At 38.7% G+C, this 16,122-nt stretch carries 9 protein-coding genes; 3 read left to right on the top strand and 6 right to left on the bottom strand.

Features of this window, described 5'->3' with window-relative positions:
• Positions 1–27: 27 nt before the first annotated feature.
• From ABD676_RS03235 to ABD676_RS03220, 4 genes are all read right to left on the bottom strand, one after another.
• Complete coding sequence (locus ABD676_RS03235; RefSeq protein ID WP_344673233.1) at positions 28–1,815, bottom strand: alpha-L-fucosidase; 1,788 nt, start codon at positions 1,813–1,815, stop codon at positions 28–30.
• 129 nt (positions 1,816–1,944) lie between these two features.
• Positions 1,945–3,834 (bottom strand): SusD/RagB family nutrient-binding outer membrane lipoprotein, encoded by a 1,890-nt coding sequence (locus ABD676_RS03230; protein WP_344673232.1) that lies wholly within the window; start codon positions 3,832–3,834, stop codon positions 1,945–1,947.
• Between the two features lie 10 nt (positions 3,835–3,844).
• On the bottom strand, positions 3,845–6,958 hold the full coding sequence (locus ABD676_RS03225) for a SusC/RagA family TonB-linked outer membrane protein (protein ID WP_344673231.1): 3,114 nt from the start codon (positions 6,956–6,958) through the stop codon (positions 3,845–3,847).
• 84 nt (positions 6,959–7,042) lie between these two features.
• Positions 7,043–8,230 (bottom strand): ROK family transcriptional regulator, encoded by a 1,188-nt coding sequence (locus ABD676_RS03220; RefSeq protein WP_344673230.1) that lies wholly within the window; start codon positions 8,228–8,230, stop codon positions 7,043–7,045.
• Positions 8,231–8,449: 219 nt separating this feature from the next.
• Here ABD676_RS03220 and ABD676_RS03215 point away from each other — a divergent pair, with 219 nt between their 5' ends.
• From ABD676_RS03215 to pnp, 3 genes are all read left to right on the top strand, one after another.
• The gene (locus ABD676_RS03215; protein ID WP_344673229.1) at positions 8,450–9,661 is read left to right on the top strand and encodes an acyltransferase family protein; all 1,212 of its coding nucleotides are present in this window, start codon (positions 8,450–8,452) and stop codon (positions 9,659–9,661) included.
• A gap of 97 nt (positions 9,662–9,758) precedes the next feature.
• Entirely contained in the window at positions 9,759–10,037 is a 279-nt protein-coding gene (gene rpsO / locus ABD676_RS03210) for a 30S ribosomal protein S15 (RefSeq protein WP_189625276.1), read from the top strand.
• Between the two features lie 343 nt (positions 10,038–10,380).
• Positions 10,381–12,525: a polyribonucleotide nucleotidyltransferase gene (gene pnp, locus ABD676_RS03205; protein WP_344673228.1), complete on the top strand. Its 2,145-nt coding sequence runs from the start codon at positions 10,381–10,383 to the stop codon at positions 12,523–12,525.
• An 849-nt stretch (positions 12,526–13,374) separates the two neighbouring features.
• On the opposite strand, the gene ABD676_RS03200 is transcribed toward pnp, so the two are convergent.
• Positions 13,375–13,698, bottom strand: coding sequence for a DUF493 domain-containing protein (locus tag ABD676_RS03200; protein WP_344673227.1), 324 nt, complete (start codon positions 13,696–13,698; stop codon positions 13,375–13,377).
• A gap of 81 nt (positions 13,699–13,779) precedes the next feature.
• Complete coding sequence (locus tag ABD676_RS03195; protein ID WP_344673226.1) at positions 13,780–16,038, bottom strand: GH92 family glycosyl hydrolase; 2,259 nt, start codon at positions 16,036–16,038, stop codon at positions 13,780–13,782.
• Positions 16,039–16,122: the final 84 nt, after the last annotated feature.

Raw genomic sequence — 16,122 nt, 5'->3', positions numbered from 1 at the left:
TTTATACTCAATACTAATTACTCAATACTAATTACTCAATACTATTTTATTAAACAAAACAGCCGTACTACTTTCCACTTCGACTAGGATTTCTTGTGGATTACTGATATCTAATTGTCCTATAGGGATATCAAGGAACTCCTCTACATACCAATTTTCATTGGGTTCTACAGTTACTTTGCCATTCGGTTTGGCGATTGCTTGGTAGCTTTTTCCATTGACAGTAATGCTTAACTGTACATTTTCCTTTTGTGGATTATGTAAGGAAACTTCTAAAGTGTATTTTCCTGATTGAGGGATATATACTTTCCATAGTACTTTCTGCTTTGCTTGAAGCTTGATGTGGTCTGGGCGTGTGCCGTCAAATTCTTTAATCTCCAAGTTCTTGCTGATGGTATTTTTGGCATTCAAGGCAAAGCCGCCAAATGTAGATTCTGCAACGACTTCATTGTTTAATTGGAAGTTGTCAAAAGTCAACTTGATAACAGATACATATGGATCTGCGGCTTGATCAGGACATTGTATGTGCATAACAGGTCCCCATTGCTGAAATTTCAAAGCCTGCTTTTTACCATTGGAGGTTAGAAGTTCTACTGTTTTTGGCTTACTATTAATCCCAGTTACACGGAGGATCTTATCCAATGGCCAATTGTACACATGTAAGTAAACTGCTTTATTGAGTTTGTTACGGGTCAACTTACCCCAATCGTGCTGTGATGCACGAATGTTGATTCCTTGGTTGTTGTATACAGCTTCACCGTACTTGCTTAACCATTTGCCAATGGCCTCCAATCGTTCGATACCTTCATAAGGAACTGAACCATCTGCTCTAGGGCCAATATTTAATGTATATGAACCATTTAAGCTGATGTTGTTGATCAAGGATTGGAAGAGCTGGCTGTTGGATTTCCATTCATTCTCTAAGGCGTTGAACCCCCAAGAGTGTGCTATTGTACCAGGAGTCTCCCACACATGGTCAGTATAAGCTGTACCGAATTGGTTATCACCTAAGGTTTCAAAATCCACATGCTCGTTTTCAATCGGTAAACCCAAACGCGAGTTAATTAAACAATTGGGTTGTAATTCATGAATTAGGTTTGCTAATTGTTCAAGCTGCTCTTTCTTGATGATACTTTTTTGATAAGGAATCCACATATCAAACCACATCATGGCCACATCACCATAGTTGGTTAGCAATTCCCTGACTTGTGGGATTACCTTTTCTTGCCAATATTGGTCGTATTGGGCATCTGTAACTCGCCCTGTAACCTCTTGGTTGTGATTCCAGGCATAAGGATGCTGCCAATCGATCCAATGGGAATAATAAAAACAAAGCTTAATGTCATGTTTCTTACATGCTTCGGCAATTTCCTTAATGACATCACGTTTGCTGCCACTTAATTTAAGTAAAGAATAATCACCAACTTTGGTATCCCAAAGCGCCACACCATCATGGTGTTTAGAGGTGATAATGATGTATTTCATACCAGCTTTTTTCGCAAGTAAGACCCATTCCTCCGGATTGATCTTAGACCAGTCAAATCGCTTAGCTAATGTTCCATATTCCGCTTCTCCGATGCGGTTTCTATAACGAATCCATTCAGCATAGTTGTTCGGATGTCTTAAGCGCTCACCCTTCCAGATTCCTTCTGTGGCACTGTATAGCCCCCAATGTATGAACATGCCAAAGCGCGCATCTTCTAGCCATTGGGCTTTATCTTCTTTATGTTCAGATTGAGCAAATAACTGGAATTGCGTGAATAGCAGGAAAAGGGAAAGTATTAGAATTTTGATATCGGTTAGTTTAAACATCATTGTTATAAGGATTATGCTTGATTACAAGTTTACTGAAAAACTTGCGGTTTTATATTTGAATGGGCTATAAAAAAGAATTCCCGTAGGCGCGAGTCCTACGAGAATCTTTTCAATAATCAACCTATATTTTTAGTTTTTCTTTGCCCACCATAATGGAGTGAATAGATTATCTTCACCACCTAACATGGAAACTGCTTTATCATAGTTAGCTTGATCGGCTGTACGGAAAGAAGAAGGGTATCTCAATCTTTGCGGGAAAAAGTTAACTTGATTTTTAGTGTAATTAGCTGCAGTTAATTGTGGTATTGTTGCTATTGGTTGCTCCACTGCTGGGTTTTCAAAGAATGGTAAACCCAAACGACGGTGGTCATTCCAAGCTTCTAATGCCAAATAAGGGAAAGAAGCAAGATACTTCTGCGTAATGATTTTCGTTAATTTATCATTCTTAACTGCACCATTTTTATAAATGGTATTACTTGGATAAGCAATTTGCGTAGTTCCTGTTGCTCCAGTATAAGCGTCTTTATAAGTGGCTGTAAATGTAGCTCCAGGTTCAGTAATATGATCGTAATTAACGGAAGTACCTACGCGACTGTAGTTCGATGAAGCTAAATATTCTGTTAGGAACTGAGATGCACCCCAATATTCGAAGTTATCTTTAATTCCTCTTTCATAAGCTGCTTTATCACTCATAGGAGTTGCCCAGCCTCTTAAAGCTGCTTCTGCGATTAGGAAATAAGATTCCCAAGAAGCAAAGAATAGACGTTTCTCCTTACTCGTTCTAAATCTGTTAATCATACCAGGTAAACGACCGTTCTGACCTCTTACAACGAGGTTGGAGGCTTTTCCACCCCATGTACCTGTACTGAATGCATTCCAAGTGTTGGTCATGTTGTACGTGTCGGTTTGAGTTTCAGAAACCTTAATAGTAGCTGTTTGGTTATTTGCTGCTGACCAATATTGTGGATCTGATGTGTTTCCTGGAATAAAGAATGCTTTATATGCTCTTGGGTCCATTTTATTAGGTAAACCATCTAATAAGTAACCTTGAGATGGATCATTAGACATAGTGGAGAAATGTTGTAGATAACGGATACCCATGTCATTCTCAGGTTTAACCTTTGCTTTAATCGCCGCACTGGAGAATTGTGATTCTGTTTTTACACCACCTAAACCAATATATAAATTGTTCATAGTAGCGGAAAGGATTTGTGCATTCCAAGATCTGGACATAACACCAGTCAAAGGATCCCAACCATCTTTTTCTTGAACCCCGAAGTTCTGAGCGCTGCTTTCAATAAATTTATTGGTAGCCACTGCTGCCTCAAATTCTGATTTAGCCTTGTTCACATCTACTTCAGAAAGACGCATTGCAAGACGCATTCTCATGGAGTTAGCATAACGAATCCAGTTATCCCAATTGAAACCATATGCCGCGTCATAATCTTTCACCTCACTGCCATCAACTGTAGTGTTGATTTTTGAGCTTGCATCTTTAAGTTCATCCAATAAGTAGTAGTAGACATCCTTTACCGTGTTGAACTCAGGGTTTTTACCTTGAAATGATTGAATAGGAGCAGGGCCGAAATTATCTGTAAGCTCACTCATCAAGTATGCTCTCCAAATACGAGCAACTTGCTTCACATTTTCATGATACGGCTTGGTTAAGCCTTTTTCAGCATGCAAATCTGTAATATCAATTGCTGAGTTGACATTGTTTAACCATTCTGAAATATATCGCCAATAATCAGCATTGAATGAATCATCATCCGATCCTATATTTAATACATTGGCATAATTTTGTCTCGATGCAGATTTCCAATAATACACGAATACACGCTCACCAACATGTGGATCTTGTTGAGCACCGATAATGGAATTGTTTAAAAAGTATTCAGGTTTTACCTGATCTTCACTCGCTTTCGTAGGGTCTGAATTTAGTGCCTCAAATTTACTACAGGAAACAGTGATGCCCCCAATTAGTAAAGCAAGTGTTATTTTTGAAATTATATTTTTCATGATTGTCTAATTAAAAACCTACAGAAATATTTAAGAAATAAGATCTTGATGTTGGGAATGAAAGGTATTCAAAACCAGTTGCATTGGAATTGATGGCAAAAGTAGATTCTGGATCTACACCTTTACCATAACTCTTCAACATCAACACGTTGTTTACAGAGAATCCGATTTTCGCATTTTTAACAACGGAGTTGCCTAATACGGATTGTGGAAGGCTGTAATTTAACATCACATTTCTGACACGAATATTGGTCGCACTTAATAAGTTGTGTTCTGTAATACCCAAGTTTCCAGTACCTGCAACTGCTGTCCAGTAATTTTCTGGAGTAACCTCTTGTTTATTGATTTCGTAAGCACCATTGTTTGAAATAACACCGTCTACGACGAAAGGCTTACGATCGCCATTGACAACTGTCTCCGCTGAAGTACCGTTTAATTGGATTGCACGGTGTGTACCAGCAAAGAATTTACCGCCAAAACGACCATCAATTTGGAAGCTTAATCCAAAGTTCTTGTACATGAACGAGTTGGTTAAGCCTACTAATGCACGTGCTGTTTGATCGCCTAGATAAACTGGCTCTCCTGCTGCCTTCGATGGAAGACCTGTTTGAGAACTTAAAATTAATTTACCATAGTGTTCTGATGATTCATCCTCAACACGAAGGAATTTAGTACCGTAAATAGCACCGTAGTTCTTGCCTTTTTCTGCAAATACTTGAACATCATCAAATCCACCTAGCTTTAAACGCTTTACATCATCCGTTAATTCTAAGATTTCGTTGTTGTTTTTAGAGAAATTAGCAACAATGTTCCATTTAAATGGGGTATCTCTAAAGACGCTAGCATTAATAATTGCTTCAAAACCTTCGTTTTGAATATTACCTGCATTCGCCATAAAGAATTGGTATCCAGATAAGTTATTTAATGGAATGCTTAATAGCTGATTGGTAGAATTCGTTTTATAGTATGCAAAGTCAATTCCTAAACGATCTTGGAAGAATCTAGTTTCAAAACCAGCCTCAAAACTCTTTTGCAATTCATTAACTACACTAGGGTCAAATAAAGTATTTCCTTTACTTGCTGTGGTGTGATTGTTAGGGTCATTTCCAACTGAGAAAGTATTGTACAATTGGTATGGATCCATATCACGTCCAGTTTGTGCGTAAGAAGCTCTGATCTTTGCAAAGCTAAACCATGAAGGCATTTGACCATTTGAATTAATTAAATCCGATACGATCAAGGATGAACTTACAGAAGGGTAAAAATAACTGTTATTATCTGGGTGTAACGTTGAAGTCCAGTCATTTCTAGCCGTCAAAGTGATATACCAGTAATTGCTGTAATTTAAGTCTAAACTCGCGTAAAGTGAGTTGATTTGTTTTTTATAGATAGACTCCGAAATGCCAGGATTACCAATATTGTTTCCTAAAGTGAATAAGTTAGGTACTCTTAAGTTTCCAGCAGAAGCATGAATGGAGTTTCTGTTGGATTCCATGATTTGACCATATAAGGCTAATGAACCTCCCCATTTGCCTACGATATTGTCTTTTCTTGCAGTAATATTTGCGATGTAGTTGTTTTCATAGAACTTATCTACACCTGTACCATATGAGTTGTTGATTTTACTTCCTGTATAAGTTTTGCTCTCATATTTGGTGTTGTAATTGTCTGTTCCGAAGCGAACATCAGCACTTAACCAGCTATTGAAATCATATTTAACAGTAGCATTCATCAAATAACGATCACGTGTATCGTTGCTTAGCTTGTTATGAATAGCCCAATAAGGGTTTACAGGAGCTTCTGTAGGATCTACATACCAAGTTTGGTTAACTCCAAGCTCGTCCATTCCAGTGCTGAATTGCGTAATGTCTAAAGATCTTGGGAATAAAAGTAACTGTGCATAATAGTTACCATCGTTCTGTCCACCAACTGCACGGTTGTACGCCATGTTTTTCATGTATTGTACTTTTACATCCGTTGACCATTGGTTTCTTTCTCCAAACTTAGCATTAACACGGTTGATTAGATTTAAACGATTTAGCTTCATGCCAGGAGTTTTACTGTTGTCATGGAGATAAGTTGCTGAGGAGTAAAGGTTTACTTTATCCGAAATAGCTTGTTGGAAGTTGATGTTTTGAGTTGTATTAAATCCTGTTTGGAAGAAATTCTGCATATTATCATATGCTTTCAAATTTATTTTCTTTCCGTCCCAAGTTTCTACTTCCTGACCAGTGATTTTTTCACCCCATGATGTACCAGCTTGTTTACCATAAATACCACCTGCACCTTGAGAGAATTCACTCTGCAATTCAGGTAGCATAAAGATGTTTTCCATACCAGTGATAGTGGAGTAGGAAATACCAACACCATCTTTTTGTTTACCAGATTTGGTTGTAATCAAGATAACACCGTTAGACGCGCGAGAACCATATAATGCAGAAGCTGCACCACCTTTTAATACCGACATACTTTCGATATCCTCAGGGTTTAAGTCTCCAAGACCACCACCCATATCGGCTGTAGGGTTCCAGAAGTCATTGTTTGAGGCTCCTACGAAGTTATCCATAGGTACTCCATCCACAACAATTAATGGTTGGTTATCCCCAGTTAATGAATTAAAACCTCTTAAAATGATTTTAGACGAAGAAGCAGGACCTCCTGAACTTTTCATAACTTGCAAGTTAGAGACCTTACCACTTAAAGCATTGGCAATGTTATTCTCTCTAGCATCAGTTAATGCTGTTCCTTGAACCTCTTGGAAAGAATATCCTAAAGATCTCTTTTCGCGTTTTACTCCCATTGCTGTCACCACTACTTCATCAATATTACTCTCATCTTGACTCAAGGTAACATTGTGTGAAGTTCCAGAAACGGTGATTTCTTGGGAACTATAACCAATAATGGTAAAACGTAGCTTTTCACCATTGTTAGCTTGAATGCTGTATTGCCCAGTCGCATTAGTTTGTGTAGCACGGTTGGTGCCTGCTACAGTCACACTAACGCCGGCAACAGGACCGTTTGCATCTGTTACTCGTCCTGTAACAGTCTGCTGTGCAAATAATGTCGAAATGCTCAATAGCATAACAAGCACTATACTGCAGCTTTTAGCGTAAAGTTTGCTCATTTTTTAAACTGATTTTTGGTAAATAATTTCTATTAATTGTGATTTTTATTCCTGATAGTGTTGTACTTTTTAAATTTTAATAGTTTATAAAATAGTCTTTAATTGTGATTTATAAATGGTTTTGTCGGCTCTTGCAATGCATATGCACGTAGAGCCTAATAGTTGTATGTGTTCAGTTTTACTGAATTTGATTTTAACATTTTTGGAAAGGCGATGAATGGTAAACTCTAAAATCGCCGCATGGATATGAGGGCTAAGGACATCTTTTGCTTTTGCACCTCGACCAGAAATAACAACCATTTCTGGATTGATGATGTGGATTAAGGTCGAAATACCCTTTCCTAACATATAGCCAATACGACTAACACATTCAATGGCCAATTGATCTCCATTAATTGCAGCAGTCAGTAATTGATCTCCTGTTAGATAGCCTTGTTCTTGATACGGTTTACTTAATTTGGATTCTGCTTGTTCCTTTAATCGTTCTTTTGCCATGTCGACCGCGGCTAACAGAGAAGCCTCTACCTCCAGGCAGCCTACTTTTCCACAAGAGCATAACTTATTTAAATTAGAAAGGGGAATGTGACTGAATTCACCAGCATAACCCGAATGTCCTCGATAAAGTTCATTGTCAATAATCATCCCCAAACCTACACCCCAATTCATATTGACAACCATTACATTCTTTGCCAGTTTTGCCTGTCCAAAATGATGCTCTGCAATAGCAATTGCCGACGAATCATTCTCAATGAATACAGGAAGATCTATTAGTTTAGATAGGTTGGCTTGTAAATTATAGAATGGAGAGTCAATAGAGTAGGAATAATTCTTCCCTAAATTACTATCCACAAAACCAGGCATGCTTAATCCTACTGCGTAAATAATAATATCCTTGGCTTCAGAAATAACAGATTGAATTAATTCCACAATCTGTTCAAATGCATTGGAATCTTTTAAGGTGATTTGTTGCGTTTTTATTGCTGTTTGATATACATTATTGAGGTTTGTAACAACAACTGAGGAATAGAACTGATCTATTGCAATACTAACGATGTTTGGAAGTGCCTTGGCATTTAAGATAAATTGTGCTGCGCGACGCCCTCCAGTTGATGGTGCTAAACCGTCTTGCTCCACTAAATTAGCTTCAATAAGTCTATTAATTGCACTTGTAGTATTAGGAATGCTCTTTCCAGCCGATTGACTAAGGTCTGCAATCGATTGCGGATTTGTAAAGTAAAGACTTTTAAGTATCGATAATTTAAGGCTTTCCAAGGCTAATTCGTTTTAACAATGATTTCGTAAAGTTAAATTAAAATAATCTTAACATACAAATACTTTTTAATTTTTTTAATAAGTCAGGCACCATTACTTAATTGATTAATAATGTCTTCTGTAAAACATGCGTTATTGTGCGTGTTTAGATTATCTTTCCGCATTATGTGGTTTTAATTATGCACTTAAAGCCGTACATTAGCTTTAATTATTACCCATATGAAACAACGTTATTATTCTTTAGATGTGTTCAGAGGAGCTACCGTGGCTTTGATGATCATGGTGAACAATCCGGGCACTTGGTCCTCCATGTTTGCCCCTTTAAAACATGCACCTTGGCATGGTTGTACTCCAACGGATTTGGTATTTCCATTTTTTCTGTTCGCAGTCGGTAATGCCATGTCGTTTGTGATTCCTCGATTGCAAGAAGCAGGGGATGGGGTGTTTTGGAGAAAAGTAATCAAGAGAACCATATTGATTTTCTTAATTGGATTAGGCTTAAATTGGTTTCCTTTTGTACAATGGGTTGATGGGACATTGCAATTCCGTGAGTGGGTAAGCTCTGCCGATCCCACAAAGGGCGTACGCATTTTAGGTGTATTACAACGAATTGCCATAGCCTATTTCTTTGCATCTGTATTAGCCTATTATTTTAAACCTAGAACATTGATTTATATATCCGCTGCAGTCCTTTTAGGCTATTGGGGATTAACGGCATTCTTAGGAACTGGCGATCCTTATTCTTTAGAAGGATGGTTTGGAACTGATATCGACAAGCAAATCTTGGGTGTTGCGCATATGTACAAGGGTGAGGGAGTGCCATTTGATCCAGAAGGATTTATGAGTGCTTTGCCAGCTGTAATACAAGTTGTGTTTGGTTATTTAGCAGGTGTATTTATTAAGAAGCAAGGGCAAGTTGATTGGTTATGGACGAAAGTGCCGGCCTCAAATGAACCTCACTTTAAATTGTTATCCGGTATGTTTGTAACGGGATTTATCCTAGTAGTTCTTGCTTGGACTTGGTCATTAGGATTCCCTATTAATAAGAAAATATGGACCAGTTCCTATGTATTATACACGACAGGCTTGGGTATAATGACCATAGGCGGCATGATTTGGTATATCGAGGTACAAGGCGTGAAGAATGCATTAACCAAATTCTTTGATGTATTTGGTAAAAACCCACTGTTTATCTTTGTTTTAAGCGGTTTGTTGCCAAAAACATTGGCTTTGATCCGTATTCCTAATGGAGTGTCAGCAGAGGGTGTGCAATTATTTACCAGTCCTTTGGCTTGGTTCTATAAAAATGTATGTGCACAATTGCCTGGACCTACTGAAGTGGGCTCATTTGCTTACTCCCTTTGTTTTCTAGCATTCATGTGGGCAATTTGTTACTGGTTAGACCAAAAGAAAATCTATATCAAGGTTTAAAAGGAAGATAAAGAAAGATATATTTTCATAATTGGATGAAAGCCATTATCTTTGCATCCAATTAATTAAATTTTTAACGCTTTAATATTATTCAAGAATGTATTTAAGTAAAGAGTACAAAGCTGATATCTTCGCAGAATTTGCAGGTGCAGCAGCAAACACTGGTTCTGCAGAAGGACAAGTAGCTTTATTCACTAAAAGAATTGCTCACTTAACAGAGCATTTGAAAAAAAACAGAAAAGACTTTAACACACAACGTTCCCTACAAATGTTAGTAGGTAAGCGTCGTTCTTTATTGGCTTACCTGTACAAAAAAGATATTAACAGATACCGTGCTATCATTAAAGCATTAGGTCTACGTGATATTATCAAATAAGCTTTTAGTAAAAAGTATTATCAAAGCCTCAGCATTTTTGTTGAGGCTTTGTTGTTGATAGATGTGAGATATGAGATATGAGACCGCTGAGCCCTACGGGCAGTAGTTAGTAGTTGAGACAACAGATAATAGACAAAAGAAAACAGACTTTGGTTTGTCCGTCGTCTAATGTCTGTCCTCTAATGTCTCCCATCTATTGTCTCCCCTTCCAATTCATGCCTATCTTATAAAAAAACGTACATCAATACGATTAGCTAAAATTTTATTTACCTTTGTGCGGATTAAAAAGGTCAAATAAATTGATGCATGACAAATGACGCAAATGCATCACAATGAAAAAACAATGAGTTATAACGAAAAGAAAGTAACAATTGAAATGGGTGGCGGATTAGCACCTATTGAATTGTCGACTGGAAAATTAGCTAAACAAGCTGATGGATCAGTTGTGTTGAAACAAGGTGCTACGATGTTGTTAGCAACAGTTGTTTCTGCTAAAGAACCTAAGCCGGGAACAGATTTCCTTCCTTTATCGGTAGATTATCAAGAGAAATATGCGGCTACTGGTCGTATCCCTGGTGGTTTCTTACGTCGTGAGGCAAGATTATCAGACTATGAGGTATTAATCTCTCGTTTGATTGACCGTGCTTTACGTCCATTATTCCCAGATACCTATCACGCAGATACCCAAGTGATGGTTTCTTTAATCTCTGCTGATAAAGAGATTATGCCTGATGCATTAGCTGGTCTTGCTGCATCTGCTGCTATCGCGGTTTCGGATATTCCATTCAATGGTCCTATCTCTGAAGTTCGTGTAGCGAAAGTAGATGGTCAGTTAGTAATTAACCCTACTGTGTCTGCATTAGAAAACGCAAGCTTAGAGTTTATCGTTGCAGGTTCTGCACAAGATATCGTGATGGTGGAAGGTGAATGTAAAGAAATTTCTGAAACCGAAATGGTAGAGGCAATTGCTTTTGCTCACGAAGCGATCAAAAAACAAGTTGCTGCTCAGGTTGAATTAGCTAACCTAGTAGGAGTTAAAGAAAAACGTAATGCTGAACACGAGCCTAGCAATCCAGAATTGCGTGATGCTATCTATGCTGCTACTTACGATCAAGTATACGCTATAGCAAAATCGGGTTCTTCTAAACATGACCGTACTGAGAAATTTGCAGAAATCGGTAAAGCATTCTTTGAAACTTTAGGTGAAGAGATTGACGATGAAACTGCATTCTTATTGAAGAAATATTACCATGACGTACAGTATGATGCTGTTCGTAACTTGGTATTAGACGAAGGAATTCGTCTTGATGGTCGTGATGTTCGTACGGTACGTCCTATCTGGACAGAAGTAGATTACTTACCTGCAGCACACGGATCAGCAATCTTTACTCGTGGAGAAACACAATCCTTAACATCTGTAACCTTAGGTTCTAAGGATGATGAGCAAATGATTGATGGTGCTTTCTTCCACGGATACAATAAATTCTTATTACACTACAATTTCCCAGCATTCTCTACAGGTGAAGTAAGACCTAACAGAGGTCCGGGTCGTCGTGAAGTAGGACACGGTAACTTGGCTATGCGTTCCTTGAAGCAGGTTCTTCCAGGAGAGGATAACCCATACACAATCCGCGTTGTTTCTGATATCCTAGAGTCCAATGGTTCTTCATCTATGGCTACTGTTTGTGCTGGTACATTAGCATTAATGGATGCAGGTGTGAAAATCAAAGCTCCAGTATCAGGTATTGCAATGGGATTGATTACTGACGAGAAAACCGGAAAGTATGCTATCCTTTCTGATATCTTAGGTGATGAAGATCACTTGGGTGATATGGACTTTAAAGTTACAGGTACAGAAAAAGGTATCGTAGGATGTCAGATGGACTTAAAAATCAATGGTTTGAAATGGGAAGTATTAACCCAAGCATTGGACCAAGCGAAAGAAGCTCGTCTTCACATCTTAGGAGAAATGGCGAAAACCATTACTAAACCACGTGAGGATTACAAACCACACGCTCCACGTATCATCCAAATCATCATTGATAAGGAATTCATCGGTGCAGTTATCGGACCTGGTGGTAAAATCATCCAAGAAATGCAACGTGAAACTGGTGCAACCATCTCTATCGAAGAAGTGGATAACAAAGGTGTTGTACAAATCTTCGCTGATAACAAAGAATCTATTGATGCTGCATTAGCACGTATCAAAGCCATCACTGCTAAACCAGAAATCGGTGAAGTATACGAAGGTAAAGTGAAAACGATTATGCCTTTCGGTGCATTCGTTGAAATCATGCCAGGTAAAGATGGATTACTACATATCTCTGAAATCGACTGGAAACGTCTGGAAACAATGGACGGCGTATTCAAAGAAGGCGATATGGTAACCGTTAAATTATTAGATATCGACAAACAAGGTAAATTGAAGCTTTCCCGCAAAGCTTTATTGCCAAGACCTCCTAAGGAAGACAAACCGAAAGAAGGATAGTTGAAACAAAAAGAGCGCTGATGAGGCGCTCTTTTTTTAGTATATAGTATTGAGGTGAGACCGCTTTGCTACTAGATATGAGACATGAGACCGCTTCGCTATTAGATATTAGAAAATAGATAGGTGGGTAGGTGTTATTTATTAGCGGTCGATGCGTGCATCGACCCTACCGATAGCGTGGAAAATATAGTCTAAAATGTCCCTAACTGTAGGGTCGAAGCATGCTTCGACCGCACTTTATCTAACTCAATTTCAACTTATTTACTTATTCTGATGTGCATGGTTTGAAGTTCGATCATCTTCGATTCTCGATGACGTGTTCCTGTGGGGGGAGGAGTGGAGACTCATCGCTTCGCTCTGAGTTGTAAATAGCGTTTCTGCTATCCCGCCAATAGGTCTATCTACTAAATACTACTTTCTATATCGGGCAGACATACCGCTGTGCTTAGTACTGCCCCTACGTATGGGAGCTACTAATTGCCTAAAATCAAACTATCTAGATAGTACGTAAGGTAGGGGCGGTACTGAGTGAGTTCGAGGGAAAGGGATTTATCCCTGACGAGAACGAACGGAATGTCCGCCCGTGTTTTGTGTTGATAGAAAACAGATGATAGACATCAGACACCAGATGTAAGGTTTTTAGGTTTTATTTATTAACGGTCGATGCATGCATCGACCCTACCGATAACGTGGAAAATACAACCTAAAACGTCCCTAACTGTAGGGTCGAAGCATGCTTCGACCGCTTTAGTACTCCATAAATCTATCCCGCCAATAGGTCTAACTACTCTGTACTAAATACTAAATACTAACCAAAAAAGGGATGCCATTTTGGCATCCCTTTTTTGGTTATAACATCATCACGTCAGGTATTTCTGCGACTTTTTTGTAATAATCAATTACTTCATCGGCATTGTTTACAAAGTTCTCAACCGATATCGATGTGTATTTACCACCTGAGGAAGATTTCTCCGAGAACTTAGCACTCGGATGGGTAAAAAGCGCTTTCACTTGATCTCCTTTGTCTGAATCGCTTTTAACGATGAATTTAAAGGTGTAGATTGTAGGGAAATTCTCTACATCGATTAATTTCTCCTTGAAGTTTTTGTAAAAATCCTCAGGATTGTTGTCTTGAATGTCCTTTATGTTAATGTTGTTGTTAAAATCTGTCATTTTTCTTTTCTCCTTTCCCTAATTTATCAAAATGCATACCTAAGGGTATTTTATGACAAAACGTTAGAGTGAGGGAATTGTTTAATTTTCCATAGAAGTTGGCTGATTCTTCTTGTGCTTGCCAAATTTCTTGTTTGGTTTGTCCGACATGAGGAACTCTAGCGTTCCGCCATTCAACATATCGCTGTGGCGAATGTAGGATTTGTTGTAAATCTTGCCATCCAAACGTACCGACTTGATGTAAACATTCTTAGGACTGTTGTTTTTCACTACGATGCTAAAGGTTTTGCCACTTGGCATGCTGATATGTGCTCCGTCCAATGAAGGGCTTCCAAATACATATTCCCCATTTACCGGAGATGCAGGGTATAGGCCCATCATTGACCATACTGCCCAAGCACTCATTTGACCTGCATCTTCGTTTCCTGCATAGCCATCTGGACGATCATGATACATGGAATCCAAAATAGTACGTACTTTCTCCTGCGTCTTCCACGGTTTACCCAAATAGCTATACATGTATGCAATATGGTGGCTTGGTTCATTTCCATGAGCATACTGCCCGATGAATCCACTCGCATCAGGCGATTTGTTTTCGCCAGTCATATAGGAAGGTGCAGCAAATAATTTATCCAGCATCTTGTCTAGTCCATCTTTCTTAGGAAATAAATTCGCTAAACCGCGTACATCATGTGGCACGAAGAAAGAATGTTGCCATGCATTACCCTCAATGTATTGGCTCTTGTCAAAATCATGTTCGGAATAGAATGGATCAAATGGCTCAACGAATGAACCGTCTTTCAATTTTGCGCGCATGAAACCACTCTTAGGATCAAAATGATGTTGGTAGTTTTTAGCTCTTTTCGTAAAAGCTTCGTAATCCGCAGTTTTACCTAGTTTTTTAGCAACTAAGGAGATACAGTAATCATCAAAAGCATATTCCAATGTTTTGGTTACAGATCCACCATTTACATCTTGCGGAACATAGCCATACTCGATATAAGCAGGTACTTCCCTTATTTTCTGAAATGCACTACCTAGCATGGCTTTATAAGCACGTTCTTGATCCAATCCTGGCCAATCCTTCAAAATAGCATCTGCTAAAACAGGAATAGCGTGGTATCCCGTCATGGTATTGGTCTCAAAGGTGCTTAGATCCCAAACAGGCAATAGACCATTCTCATCGTAAAAAGCCAACATGCTGTTTAGCATATCCGTATAACGATCTGCTTGTGTAATGGTAAAAAGCGGCTTTAGGGCACGGAAAGTATCCCAAAGAGAAAATAAGGTGTAGCGTTGTCCGCCATTTGCCATGCTATGAACCTCTCCCTTATAGTTTTTGTATGCACCATCTTGGTCCGAATAAAGGGTAGGGGATACCGCTGTGTGGTATAAAGCCGAATAGAATATTTTTTTCAATCGTTCATCTGAGGAAACCACCTTGATCTTTCCTAATTCTTTTTCCCATTTTGCTTCCGCATTTGCTTTTACAGCTTGAAAATTCCAACTCGGGATCTCCTGTAGGGCTGCCAATGCTTTTTCTTCGTTTGAAGTCGATAAGGCAACTTTTAATTCTACCGGATTGGAATCAGCGAAGATAAATTGGGCATTGGGAGCTAAACTTGCTGACATGCCTTGCTTCAATTCCAATTCCACATCTTTATCCATAGTCTTGTTACCGTTCAACAAGTATTTCGCAAATGGTTTTGAGAAACGAATAGCAAAGTAAACATGCTGTTTATTTGCCCAGCCTGTTGAATAACGATACCCAACCGCCGTGCTGTCGTTCAAAATGCGGATTGCAGTTTTTGTAGGTTTATCCCAATTGTATGCATGGTTAAGGTCTAAACGAATGGTTGCTTCCGAACCTTGAGGAAATTGATACCGATGATAACCCACACGTTCCGTTGCCGTTAGTTCGGCCTGAATGCCGTTTTGAAGTTTTACAGAATAATAACCAGGGCTAGCTTGCTCATTCTGATGGTCAAATTTAACCCGAGTATCCAGCTGATGCTGATATTTTGGCGAAACTAGTGGCATAATAGCAATATCCAACCAATCGCCTATTCCGGTTCCGCTCAAATGCATATGGCTAAATCCAGCAATGGAGTCTGCACTAATGTGGTAACCACTGACCCAGTCCCAACCGCCTTTGCCATTATCAGGTGACAGTTGAACCAGAGAGAAAGGTACGGTAGCTCCAGGATAGGTATGTCCATGACCGCCAGTACCGATAAAAGGATCTACATATTTCGTCAGTTCTTGCGCATTTCCTTGAAAAGAAAGCAGACTTAAAACCGAAAATATTGATGCGGCTTTCAGCTTGTTTAAGGTTATCATATATGCTAAGTTTAAAAATTGTTTATTACAAATGTACATTTTTAATTCGTTTAAACCCTTTTAGCATTTTATTTAGCGAATTAT

This window comes from Sphingobacterium kyonggiense (assembly GCF_039536825.1).
Taxonomy (GTDB): Bacteria; Bacteroidota; Bacteroidia; order Sphingobacteriales; family Sphingobacteriaceae; genus Sphingobacterium; species Sphingobacterium kyonggiense.
This window is presented reverse-complemented; position numbering and strand designations above follow the sequence as displayed.

Coding starts and splice junctions, on each gene's coding strand:
- ABD676_RS03215 (WP_344673229.1), top strand. CDS start 8,450: ATGAAACAACGTTATTATTCTTTAGATGTGTTCAGAGGAGCTACCGTG.
- ABD676_RS03235 (WP_344673233.1), bottom strand. CDS start 1,815: ATGATGTTTAAACTAACCGATATCAAAATTCTAATACTTTCCCTTTTC.
- ABD676_RS03230 (WP_344673232.1), bottom strand. CDS start 3,834: ATGAAAAATATAATTTCAAAAATAACACTTGCTTTACTAATTGGGGGC.
- pnp (WP_344673228.1), top strand. CDS start 10,381: ATGAGTTATAACGAAAAGAAAGTAACAATTGAAATGGGTGGCGGATTA.
- ABD676_RS03195 (WP_344673226.1), bottom strand. CDS start 16,038: ATGATAACCTTAAACAAGCTGAAAGCCGCATCAATATTTTCGGTTTTA.
- rpsO (WP_189625276.1), top strand. CDS start 9,759: ATGTATTTAAGTAAAGAGTACAAAGCTGATATCTTCGCAGAATTTGCA.
- ABD676_RS03225 (WP_344673231.1), bottom strand. CDS start 6,958: ATGAGCAAACTTTACGCTAAAAGCTGCAGTATAGTGCTTGTTATGCTA.
- ABD676_RS03200 (WP_344673227.1), bottom strand. CDS start 13,698: ATGACAGATTTTAACAACAACATTAACATAAAGGACATTCAAGACAAC.